General features: G+C 68.7%; 12 protein-coding genes. 2 read left to right on the top strand and 10 right to left on the bottom strand.

Going from position 1 to position 10,756, the window contains the following annotated elements; translation table 11 throughout:
• Nucleotides 1-176: 176 nt before the first annotated feature.
• The gene (locus ACIRJR_RS33115) at nucleotides 177-1,283 is read left to right on the top strand and encodes a hypothetical protein (protein WP_403787633.1); all 1,107 of its coding nucleotides are present in this window, start codon (nucleotides 177-179) and stop codon (nucleotides 1,281-1,283) included.
• A gap of 40 nt (nucleotides 1,284-1,323) precedes the next feature.
• Entirely contained in the window at nucleotides 1,324-2,487 is a 1,164-nt protein-coding gene (locus ACIRJR_RS33110; RefSeq protein WP_403787630.1) for a hypothetical protein, read from the top strand.
• A gap of 76 nt (nucleotides 2,488-2,563) precedes the next feature.
• Here the strand turns inward: ACIRJR_RS33110 and ACIRJR_RS33105 are convergent, their stop codons facing one another.
• From ACIRJR_RS33105 to ACIRJR_RS33060, 10 genes are all read right to left on the bottom strand, one after another.
• Nucleotides 2,564-3,130: an endonuclease domain-containing protein gene (locus tag ACIRJR_RS33105; protein WP_403787627.1), complete on the bottom strand. Its 567-nt coding sequence runs from the start codon at nucleotides 3,128-3,130 to the stop codon at nucleotides 2,564-2,566.
• Between the two features lie 98 nt (nucleotides 3,131-3,228).
• Nucleotides 3,229-3,786: a hypothetical protein gene (locus ACIRJR_RS33100; protein ID WP_403787624.1), complete on the bottom strand. Its 558-nt coding sequence runs from the start codon at nucleotides 3,784-3,786 to the stop codon at nucleotides 3,229-3,231.
• 264 nt (nucleotides 3,787-4,050) lie between these two features.
• Nucleotides 4,051-5,064, bottom strand: coding sequence for a SpaA isopeptide-forming pilin-related protein (locus ACIRJR_RS33095; protein WP_403787621.1), 1,014 nt, complete (start codon nucleotides 5,062-5,064; stop codon nucleotides 4,051-4,053).
• A 32-nt stretch (nucleotides 5,065-5,096) separates the two neighbouring features.
• On the bottom strand, nucleotides 5,097-5,585 hold the full coding sequence (locus ACIRJR_RS33090; RefSeq protein ID WP_403787618.1) for a hypothetical protein: 489 nt from the start codon (nucleotides 5,583-5,585) through the stop codon (nucleotides 5,097-5,099).
• Nucleotides 5,477-6,481, bottom strand: coding sequence for a DUF317 domain-containing protein (locus ACIRJR_RS33085; protein ID WP_403787615.1), 1,005 nt, complete (start codon nucleotides 6,479-6,481; stop codon nucleotides 5,477-5,479). The genes ACIRJR_RS33090 and ACIRJR_RS33085 overlap by 109 nt, the downstream gene beginning before the upstream one ends.
• Nucleotides 6,478-7,707 (bottom strand): ATP-grasp domain-containing protein, encoded by a 1,230-nt coding sequence (locus ACIRJR_RS33080; protein WP_403787612.1) that lies wholly within the window; start codon nucleotides 7,705-7,707, stop codon nucleotides 6,478-6,480. Before ACIRJR_RS33080 ends, ACIRJR_RS33085 begins: the two co-directional genes overlap by 4 nt.
• Before the next feature lie 49 nt (nucleotides 7,708-7,756).
• Complete coding sequence (locus tag ACIRJR_RS33075) at nucleotides 7,757-8,059, bottom strand: hypothetical protein (RefSeq protein ID WP_403787609.1); 303 nt, start codon at nucleotides 8,057-8,059, stop codon at nucleotides 7,757-7,759.
• Between the two features lie 33 nt (nucleotides 8,060-8,092).
• Nucleotides 8,093-9,328, bottom strand: coding sequence for an MFS transporter (locus ACIRJR_RS33070; protein WP_403787606.1), 1,236 nt, complete (start codon nucleotides 9,326-9,328; stop codon nucleotides 8,093-8,095).
• Nucleotides 9,325-9,843, bottom strand: a complete 519-nt coding sequence (locus ACIRJR_RS33065) for a regulator (protein ID WP_403787603.1) — start codon at nucleotides 9,841-9,843, stop codon at nucleotides 9,325-9,327. The genes ACIRJR_RS33070 and ACIRJR_RS33065 overlap by 4 nt, the downstream gene beginning before the upstream one ends.
• Nucleotides 9,840-10,721 (bottom strand): winged helix-turn-helix transcriptional regulator, encoded by an 882-nt coding sequence (locus ACIRJR_RS33060; RefSeq protein ID WP_403787600.1) that lies wholly within the window; start codon nucleotides 10,719-10,721, stop codon nucleotides 9,840-9,842. Before ACIRJR_RS33060 ends, ACIRJR_RS33065 begins: the two co-directional genes overlap by 4 nt.
• Between the last annotated feature and the right edge of the window lie 35 nt (nucleotides 10,722-10,756).

Genomic DNA, 10,756 nt, shown 5'->3' with positions numbered 1-10,756 from the left:
GCCTCCTGCGCATCCGGCGACCAAGTCCGCGCATCCCCCACCAGATCACTCACACACCATCAACGAGCCTGCACCGAAAGCGTTTCGGATCAATAGGTGCGTTTGCAAGTTAGAGCGGCCCGGGACGGGAGTACTCGGCTCGACCGGTCGACCACTCCGCCACTACGTTGCTCCGCATGGCAGTTGAAATCCGTGTTCTGCGGCGCGACGACCTCCTTCTCGCCGCCACGTCCGCCGGCTTCAGTGTGATGACCGAGCGGCGGCTGGAGGACTTTCGACGCGACGGCCTGATGCCCCGTCCCGTCCGCGTTGGCAACGACGGGCGCCGTCCGGTCTGGATCTACCCGCCGGGCAGCGACCGCCAGCTGGTCCGGCTCCTGCGCTGGCGCAAGCACACCTCGAATGTGGACGTGCTGCGCGTCGTGTTGTGGATTGAAGGCTTCCCACTCGCCCTTGACGTTGTCCGTGCCTCCGCGACCGCCGTGATGGACGGCCTGTCGCACGAGCTGGAGCAGCTCCTCCGGACGGAGGCATCCAGCCGGGGCCTCGACCCGGCTGACGACCAGGACGCGGTCGTGGGTGCCGTCGCCGAGACTATGGCCGCGAAGCGAGGCAAGGACGCTCTGCCCCGCCCGATCCGCGTCCCGGCAGGCGAACGGGCGACCGCCGTCGCACAGCTGCTTCATATCTTCGCCCTCGGCACCCAGCCGGACGTGACCGAAGACGAGGCGGAGACGGTCGAGAAAGTCCTTGGCGTCTCTCCGGGCAGACGGCATCGCGTGGAGGGCGCCGGCCCCTGGCTGACCGGTCCGGCGAGCGTCCTCGTCGGCGCCGCCGACTTCGTCTCCCTGCCGCGGATGACCGAAGCACTCACCGACGCCACCGATACCGAATGGGAGGAAGCTCGCTCATCAGCTGCGGCGTTCTTCCTCCAGCTCCCTGTTTTCAGCCGGGCTGTCGCCGCTATGACCGGCAATAAGAACTTCGCTGGTATGGGCGGACACACCGCGCTGGACAGCGAACCCCTCATGGCCGTCCTCCTGATGGCCTTCGTCCTGGGTGCACGCGGGGCCGACTGGTTCGGCAACGTGGAGAACCTGGCTGCCTCACTGGCGCGATGGCCGACCTTGGTGGGCGAGATGAAGCAGGTGCTTGACCTGCCGCAGGCCCAACTTGACCGCAATCTCGCCGGCCTCGGCCACGAGATGCGGGCCCGCACTCAGAGGATCATCCAAGCCCTTCTGGACGGCGAGCTGGACACCGGTCCCAAACCTGTGCGGTGACGCGTAATTCACGACGAAAAGCAGACCTTAGGCTTCTTTCATGAGCACAGTGCGCGCCCGGGTGTGGCGCTTCACGATTGAGAAGGGGAAGGCTGGCGCGGAGGCTGTCCGGGCGGTCGAAATCGGGCAGGGCCCGCTGCCGGTTTCCTTGGCCGCCATGGTCAACGTCAACGCCCTTGCCTGTGACCTGCGCAAGACGGTCGACCAACGTGTACGCGATCACGAGATCAGTCTGCTGCTCAGCTACATCGTCGGCGACCAGGGCAAGGGGCAGCTCGGTGCCGAGTGTTACGCCCTCGACTCCAGCGCTGGCCACATCCAGCGTTTCGTCAGCGAGTGCACCGGGCTCGGTGTGATGAGCGCTGCCAGCGAGGTCCTGTTCGACTGGAAGCACACGACCAGCGGGCTCAGCAGCTTCGACGTGTTGCCTGGAAAGCTCCGTGGGGTCTACGCGAATACGGGCGTGCGACCGGATCTCCTGTACGACTTGGCCGACGGGCCGGTCGCCGGAGAAGCACGGGGTCGGCGAAGGCGCGCCAAGCAGATGTTCCCGGCAGGCAAAGGCACCCCGGAGCAGCGGAAGCGTCTGGAGAAGCTCGCCCAGTGGTCCGTCGACCACGGTGATCATGCCTACTTCATGAGCTGGGTCTGGATCGGCCAGGGCGGCGTTTACGTCGATATCTTCCTTCCCGAGGACTCCGTCGCCCTGAAGGGCCTCAAGACCGGCTGGATCGAGACGCCGGGAGGCGGGAAGCCCTGGCAGTTCCGCGTTCCCCGGCCCGCCCCCCGCCGCGTGGTCGCCCCGGCCCCGGAAGGAGACCTCGCGATCCAGGTTCCACTTCCTATGGTCAGCGGTCAGGTTGCCACCAGGGCAGCGCTCAGGCGGGTGGGGCCAGCGGCGGAGGAAGCGATGAACCGGGCCTTCAGCCGCGAGGAGGACGAGATCGGCACGTTCGCCGGCGTACCTGTCCGGGGGCGTTGGATCCCCGGCGACACCCTTGGTGAGGCGCGGCACGAGGTATTGCTCGGTATCTTGGGCGAGCGCGTGGAACTGGACCGCCGTGCTCAGCGCGAGCGACTGGCCGCCCTGACAGGAGATCGGCTCGACACGTTCCTCGACGGCCGCCTGGTCACGGTCGTACGCTCGGTCGAGAGCCCCCGACCCACCTGGGACCGGATCAGCGCGGAGTTGCTGGAGCACTGAGGCCCGTATCCCGCGCATCAGTGGCAGGCCAGATCCTGAAGGGCTTGTTCTGGGCGACTGGCCTGCTGCGGAGTGCTCACAACCACCCCACATACCCGCGCTTGACCACCTGCGCATCGTGTATGAAGGCCCAGGAGGTCGGCAGGTAGGCATTATCCCGCCCGCGGATGACACGGGCTTCTGGACGGCGCGCCGGCGGGTTGGCCAGGTAGGCGTCGATGACTGGGATTGCAAAGCCGATGCCTCGTCGGCGCTTGCGCTCATACGGCGCTAGCTCGTTCAGGTTGCACGGGAGGCAGAGGATCCCGCGGACGCAGCAGCGGTTGCCGGACCTCTTCATGTCGCAGCAGTAATGGTCGTGATCGATCTGCCAGGGGCGCGGTTCGGCGTGAGGGATACCGCCGTCGCAGGGCTCTTCATTGTCCCCGCAGAGGCCGCACCGAAAGTTTTGCGCACGCCAGATGGCGTTGTACTGGGGGATGGTGAGCCCGTACTTCTCGATGCCCCGGCGCATCCGATAACACCCTTGGCACTCGCGGCCCCGTATCAGGCGGGCCGCCCACGCCCCACAGTCGCAGAATTCACCGTCCCCTTCGAGTTCGATCTGTGTAACGATCTGCTTGATCTCTTCCGGGGAAATCATGCCGGGATTCTAGAGCTTGCCTCTGACAGCGCCTACCGTCATTGCGCGCTTTCCAGCTTCTGTCTGAGCTCGTCGGACACAGGTAGAGGATCTGCGTGTCAGAGCAGGGCCGCCCCAGCGCCGCAGCCGAGTACCGTGCCCGTCAGGCTCAGGGCGAGAAGGACGTTACGGGCGCGCACCTGCTCGGGTCCAACGGCCACCACCGTGCCGCTGCGGTCAAGCCGCACGCACCACAGCAACAAGGCCGCACCCCATCTACGGAACAGCCATCGTCCGTACAGCGCGCCGAGCAGCAGGGTGCTCAGCAGGCCGATGACGGCCATGACCACCCGGCTCTGGCCTGTGTCGGCGACGAACGCCGCGGACCAGAGAAAGCGGGCTCCGAGGGCCGCACCCAGAACGAAAGGTGCGGCAGCGGCAGGCAGGGGCCCACGGATGCCCTCCTGCCAGGCATGGATGAGCAGTGCCAGCGTCGCGAGACCCGCCACCCACGGCGCCGCAATCGCGTAGCCGGTCCCGGAAGGACACGGGACACCGATGCGCGGACCGCAGTTCGTGGCCGCTCCTGCGAACTCCCACCCGAACACGAAGAGACAGCTCACTCCGCCCCAGACCAACAGATTGAGCAGGAGCACCGTGAGCCCGGATACGAACATGTTGTTCGGAACGGCCCCTTTGTCCCGCCTGCCTTCCTCATTCATCTGTGCATCGAGCACTGGGCGTTCTCCATTCGTGTGGTCCGGTGGCCAGTTGGACCGAGAGACAGGTGGAACCCCTGTAGACGGGTTTCGACTAAGCGGGGAGGGCTCGATCACGACCGCAGCGTAACGAGGCGTCCATGTGCTCGTGAACAACGGAGCCCCTGGATTCCAGTCTGTGGAATCCAGGGGCTCCGTGTCGTGAAGGGGGTGGAGTGCGGGTCAGCTCTCGGTGGAGTCGTCAGGGGACTCGTCCGCTCGACGGCGGCGGACCATGACGAGGACGCCTCCGCCGAGGATAATCAGCGCCCCCGCGCCGCCGATCAGCCACGGCGTGGCATCAGCGCCGGTGTGAGCGAGGGAGCCCGCTGGTGCCTTCGACGTGGAGTTGCCAACCGGGGTCGCGGTGGCAGGGGTGGAGGAGTCGGGATCCGGTGTGTCGGTGGCCGGCGCTGAGGGCGTGGTCTCGCCGGAACCGCTGCTCGGCGTACCCGGTGTGGACGGGTGCTGGGTGGGCTCGTGCGTCGGCTTGTCCGAGGGGTCGGGCTTCGGGTCGTTCGCGGTCTTGGCGTTGGTGACGGTCACGGTGACCGGGACACCGGGGCCCGCGGTGAACGTCTTGGTCGGCTCGTAGAGGTTGTAGCCGGCGGGGGCCTTGGTCTCCTTGACCCAGAACTGCGTCTTCCGGCTCGTCACTGGCAGGTCTCCGGAGGCCGTGCCCTTGGCTCCCGTGGTCAGGGTGAGCAGTGTCGAGTCACCGGTGCCGATGTTCACGGTCGCGCCGGGCAGGAGCTTGCCGGTCTTGTCGTCCTTTGCCTGCAGGAGAACCTTGGCCGCCTTGAAGGGGCCGGTGATCGTCAGCCGGGTGGTCGCGCCCGGTGTGACGATGACGTCCTGGTCGGCAACGATCTCGTGGAGCGGACTGCCGGAAGCCGTCTCCTTGAGCCGGTAGACGCCGGGCGCGAGGTCGGGGAAGGTCAGCTTCCCTTGTGCGTTGGTCTTCCCCTGTCCGGCTTCCTGACCGGTGGAGTCGAGCAGCAGAAACACAGCGCCCGGCAGCGCGTCCCCGGCCGTGTCCTTGGTGGTGATCTCGACGTTGCCCGCGTCCGGGGCCGGTGTCTCGGCGGAGGCCGAGGGGGTCGGTTCGGAGGGTTGGGCGCTCGCGGTCGGCGCCCAGCTGAGGGTGCTGGCCACCGCTACGGCGACAGCGGCGGATCGGACGAAACGTGCGTGCACGAGGAAGGGGACTCCTTGGTCATGGGGGAAAGTCAACGGATGCGGGCACCGTTGCGGGTGATCGGCGGGGCAGCCGCCTTGAGCGCGGAACGACCCGCCGAGCGGCTGGGCGCGGACGCGGCCCAGGCGCCGGGAAACCAGACGGCGGTGTACTGCTCAATGGCGTCGCGCAGCCCGGTCGTGACGGCGCCGTCCCACTGCGGCCGGCCGGCGCGGTGGTAGATGTCGAAAGTGCCGTACTGCTTGGTGTTCGGCCGGGTGTTGGTGGCTTCGTCGCGGCGGTGGAAGGTTCCGTGGTCCAGGAAACTGAGGGTCACGGCGTCGATCTCGCCGCGGTCCGGGTGGACAACCGCCACGCGCAGTCCGCCGTAGGTGTCCGCGTAGATGGTGTGGCTGAAGTCGATCCGCAGTCTCATCGGTTCGCCGCGGATGGGGATGGCGAAGTAGGTGTTGCCCACGACGGTGTGATCGTGAAAGGGAAGGCACAGCTCGGCGAAGAACTCGGGGGCCTGCAAGGACAAAGAGGATTCTCCAGGTAGAGGGTTGCGCTGCCGTCAGCGACAGGGGCCGGTCGGCTGCTGGTGCTCCAGCGTGGGACGCTGGTCGCGGGAAGCGCGGCCGGGCGTCGGGATGAGACAGCCCGCTGCACGTCGAGCGGCGTGGGAGCCGGCGGGCCGGGCGGCAGGATCGAAGTGAGCTGGACCATGCCCTCGCGGTAACTGAACGTCGCTTCGCGCCAACGGGGCAGTGGGGCCGGGTCGGAGACGCACTGGGTGACGGCAGTGAGCAGGGCGACCGGGGTGCCGGTGCTGGCGGTCGCGTACCAGGCAGGCCGGTCGATGGACTTGCCGGCCCACAGCTGCCAGCGGGCGTCTCGGGTGGTCAGTTCGGCTTCCGGGTCCAGAGGCCCGGTGGTGAACTCCAGGCCGGCGAGCCCGTCGGGTGACTGGACTGCGAGGTTGCCCCACCGCGTGCGCTCCAGCTGCCAGCCTCGTTTGATGAGGGGGACGACGGCCAGGAACGGCTCGCGGTCATCGCTTCGGGAGTCCGGTGCCGCGAGGTAGGCGTCTGGGCCCTGCTCGTACTCCGAGGCGAGAGCTGTGGTGAAAGCCTGGACGAACTCGGTGGGGGTGCTGTCGTTGAAGCAAACGCCCCAGGTCGGCGGTCCGCAGGAATCCTGATAGGCGTTGATGCGCCAGAGACCGTCGTCCTCGCCTTCGGGGAGGTAGCCGAGGCGGACCTTGCGGTCGGGGGCGTTCGTATACGCGTTACCAAGGTCATCATGCTGCAGTTCCCAGCCGAGGTCGAGGAGCGGAGCGAGGGCTGGGTCGCCGATGCCGATGGTGCCGGCAAGGTAGCGCGGGGAGACGTAGACGTCCCCGTCGATGTCGTAGCGCGGATCGGGCTGGTAGCTCATCGGTCCGCCCTCGTGCGGACGGTGATCTCGTCGGCGGCCGTATCGAGGCGGTCGGTGACCTCCGCGGTGTTGCGGCCGGTGACGATGTAGAACCCGGCCCTGGCGGTGAATAGGTCCCCGTCGGGCGGCAGGAGGAGCTGCTCGCCGATCTCGCGGATCCACCGCACCTGGTGCAGCCACGGGGTGTGGGCGACGAACGGCTGGGTGATGTGGCGTGCGGTGAGAGTGCCGGAGGCGTCCGGGTAGAGCATGCGGATGCCCGCTGCCCCGCGTCGGGTCGGGGTGATGTCCGGTGCCCGACCGCAGGCGAGGTCGGCGGCGGCCTTGGGCAGGTCGATGCCGGTGGCGAGGCGGACGAGGTGTCCGATCATGTCGCCGCCGATCCGGGCGTTGACCTCGATCAGCCGGGGCTGCCCGTCCACGAGGCGCAGCTCGACGTGCTGCACGCCGTCTGTGATTCCCAAGGCCCTGACTGCGGCAGCGGCAGCCGGGGCGAGCTGGGCGAGGAGCGGGTCGGCGGCATCGACGGTGTGCCCGGTCTCGTCGAAGTACGGTGCTGGGCCCAGGTGCTTGCGGGTCACGGCGACCGCAGTGGTCTCGCCGCGGTGGGTGACGCACTCGACGGAGAACTCCGGTCCGTCGAGGTACTCCTCGACCAGGACAACGGTGTCCTCGCGGCTGCGGCTCGCGCCCTCGGAGGCGAAGGCGAACGCGGCGGGGAGTTCTTCGGGGCGGTCGACGCGGATCACGCCGATGCTGCCGGCGAAGGCGGCGGGCTTGATGACGGCTGGGAACCCCAGCGTCATCGTCGCAAGGCCGGCCTCCAGCAGAGTTCGTCCCTTCATCGAGGCAGCCGACGGCACCCCGTGCTGGGCAAACAGGGAGCGGGCGGTTGCCTTGTTGCGGCAGGCCCGCATCACCTCGACGGAGTTCGAGGACAGACCGAGCGCTCGGGCGAGGCGGGCGGCGGGCACGAGGTTCCACTCATCCCAGGTGACCACACCGGCGAGATCATGGCGATCGGCCAGAGCCCGGCCGCCAGCGAGCAAGGCTGTGGGGTCGGTCAAGTCGACGAATGCGTGGTCAACGATGAACGGTGTCTCCCACGTCGGCTCGGTGCCGGTGAGCAGGACGACGTCGTACGCGGCGGCCACCTGCTCAAGGCAGTAGCCGCGATAGGTCTCATCACCCGGGGAAACCAGAAGTACGAGAGGGCGAGCGGACAAGGGTTCTCCGTATCGGTGGACGGCAGGACGAAAAGGAAAGAGTTGTCTCTCAGGCGGCACGGCGTCGGCGCAGCTCGAACGCAGCGGCCCAGTGGGGGTGTTCGTCGATCAGGAGGCGGGCGTAGAGGGCTGTATAGCTGTTGTTCAGCCCGACGACGCCGTGCGGAAGCTGACGGCGCAGGTCCTCGAAGAGGTCCTTCAAGCTGACGCGGGTGGCGCCCGCGGCCAGGCGGCGGGCGGCCAGGCGCTCCAGGGCGCGATAGACGTGCGGGTTGTTGGCGTCGAAGGCGCGGAACTGCTCGGAGATGCTGCGACCGCTCGCGCGGTGTGATCCGAGGATGGCGGGGGGCATGAGGTTCTCCACAGGCTGGGGAGTGCGGCAGGGTCAGGAGCGCAGGGCGGGATCGGTGCGCAGCCGGGCGAAGGCGCAGAACAGGCCGAGAGCCTGCAGGGCGGCGCATGCGGTGATGACGTGGCCCAGCGCGTCCGGCGGGGTGAGGGCGGTGAGGATGCCCGCGAGGGGGAAGGGCAGCAGGAGGATGAGGACGGTCGCCGACAGCGTGCTGCCGAACTTCTCCGGCGGGATCAGGCGGGAACGCAAGGTGCGCAGAACGACCGTCATGCCGCCTTCGGCTGCCATCAGGATCGCGACCAGGATCAGGTACGAGCGATAGTCGGGGGCCTGGGCGGCGGCGAGGCAGGCGAGTGAGGCGACGGCGGCGCAGGCGGCGCCGACCGGCCACAGTCCCAGGCGGTCGAGGGCGAACCGGCAGATCGTGACGCTCAGGAGCGTGGCTCCGGCTGCTGCGGACCAGACCAGGCCGACGGCTGTGGTGGTCTGCCCGAAGTGCTTGACGACGATCACCGGGCTGGCCGCCTGGAGGAGCCCGGTGGCCAGGTTGGACAGGGTCAGCCCGGTCACGAGCCAGCCGAGGGCGGGAAGGGAACGGATGGTGCGCCACCCGGTGAGGAGTCCGGTGCCCGGCTGTCGTTTCGAGGGGCGGGTGGGGATGACGGGTGCGGGGGGTGTCCGCAGGGCGAGCAGCGCGGCAAGGAGCGAGAGCGTGGTGATCACGGCGAGCATGGGGGGTGGCCCTGCGAGCAGCAGCACTCCGGCGAGCGCCGGGCCGGCGACGGTCGCGGTCTGTTCGATGCCGAGCAGGACGGCCTGTACGCGATGGGCCTGCCCTTCCGCTCGGCGGCCGGCGGCGGCGCCCGCGGTTTCGGCCGCGATGTAGCTGATCGCGGTGAACATGCCGGTCGTCGGCGCGAGCACCATCACGGTCACGCTTGCGACGAGGCCGGATGGGTGGAGGTGCAGCAGGACCGCGCCGGCGGCGAGGGCCAGCGCGCGCCCCAGGGCGGCGAGGTGGAAGACGGCGGCTGCCCCACGCCGGTCGACGAGTGATCCCGCCCACCCGGACGCCGCCAGTCGCGGGATCCATTCCAGGGCGAAAGCGGTACCGGTCAGTGCGGCGGAGCTCGTGGTAGTCAGGACCAGCAGCGGGATGCCGTACGTGGACATCGCGGACGTCACCGCGTCTGCCGCGCGGGGCAGGTAGATGCTGCGCATCAGCCCGGCGGTGTGGCGTGTGTGCCGGGGTGCAATCGCTGCGCTCACGCGACCGGCTCGGGCTCGGGTACCCGGGTGGCCTGGGGGTTATTGGCCAGCCACTGGATCAGCAGAGCGCGGACACGGCCGAGGTCTGCCACAGACTCGGCGCTCGAAAAGCGCGGGACCGACAGCCACGAACTGCCCTCGGCGTCTTGGGCCACGAGTGACGGAGCCAGTAGGTCGAGGACGTGTCGGATGCGGCTGCTGAACTCGCAGACCGGTGTCGGGTAGGCGTGGCGGCGGGCCCAGCGAGCTGCCGCGTCGTACAGATCAGCCAACTCCGACCCGGGCTCGGTGAGTTCCAGTCCGGTGCCGGGTGTGGTCCGGACGAGACCGTAGGTGCGTGCGGCTTCGGTGGCGCTGCGCTGCTGATGCCTCGGGAGGTCGGGGAGGGTGTTGGCCAGTCGTCGCGGCGGTATCGCGCCGTTGTCGTCGATCTCGGTGACCAGGCGGATCAAGGGGTGTGAGGCCAGCAGCTCGACGGCGGTACGTACCTCGGTTGGGGTGAAGAAGGTGGTCATCGGCGCGGGCCTCCCGCCGGGATGGACGCCTTCGGGCGAGCGGGCGTGGCATGGGAGAAGAGGTCCGCCTTCGGGCGAGCGGGCGTGGCATGGGAGAAGAGGTCGCGGTTGTGCCAGGCCGGAGAGGTATCGAGCGCGCGGGTCTGCGGGAGGGATACGGGGGCAGGCCGTGGCTGGCTGCTGAGCCACGACCTCGGCGCGGGTTGCGTCTGGGGGTGCCCCCAGACCGGGTGATGGGCTGCCTGGCTGAGGGGCTGTCCGGCCGACCACGCGGACAGGGCACTGAGAACGGGTCCGAGGCCGTCGCCCGCGGCGGACAGCCGGTAGGGCCGGCCGTTGCCCTCGGTGTCGACCAAGCCGTCGGCGACGAGCTGCCGCAGCGGCGGGTACACGTTGGTCCAGTCACTGCTGGGCATCACGATCCGGGCCAGAGCCATCGCGCCGACGTCCTGGCGGGACTTGAGCACCCACAGGATGGAGGCGGCGTGACGCCGGGTGAGAAGGGTGAGACTGTCCTCGATCTGCTCGATCGCGGGCACCGGGCGGCCCGCCGTCTCCAGGTGCTCTTCGGCCCAGGTGACGATCACCGGCAGGACCGGCAGAAGGGCCTCGCCACGCTCGGTGCGACCGTAGGTGACATGCCGTGCGGTGTGTTCGGTGCGCTCGACGAGACCGGCGTGGCACAGCGAGGTGAGCTTGGGGTGGAGCTGGCCGCTCTGCAGCCAGGACACCTTGGCTGCCAGCTCGCTGTACCGCTGCGGCGGCCCGGAGAGCGCCAACAGGATCCTCACGTTCCAACGTGGGGTGATCATGGCGAGGGCCTCGGTGACCCGGGTGATGTCGGCGTCGGTGTCGGGAGGCAGAGCAGTGATGGCCACGGGAAGAACTCCTGGTGAATAAGGGGGAATCGCCG

The sequence above is a fragment of the Streptomyces sp. NPDC102402 genome (assembly GCF_044765765.1).
Taxonomy (GTDB): domain Bacteria; phylum Actinomycetota; class Actinomycetes; order Streptomycetales; family Streptomycetaceae; genus Streptomyces.
This window is presented reverse-complemented; position numbering and strand designations above follow the sequence as displayed.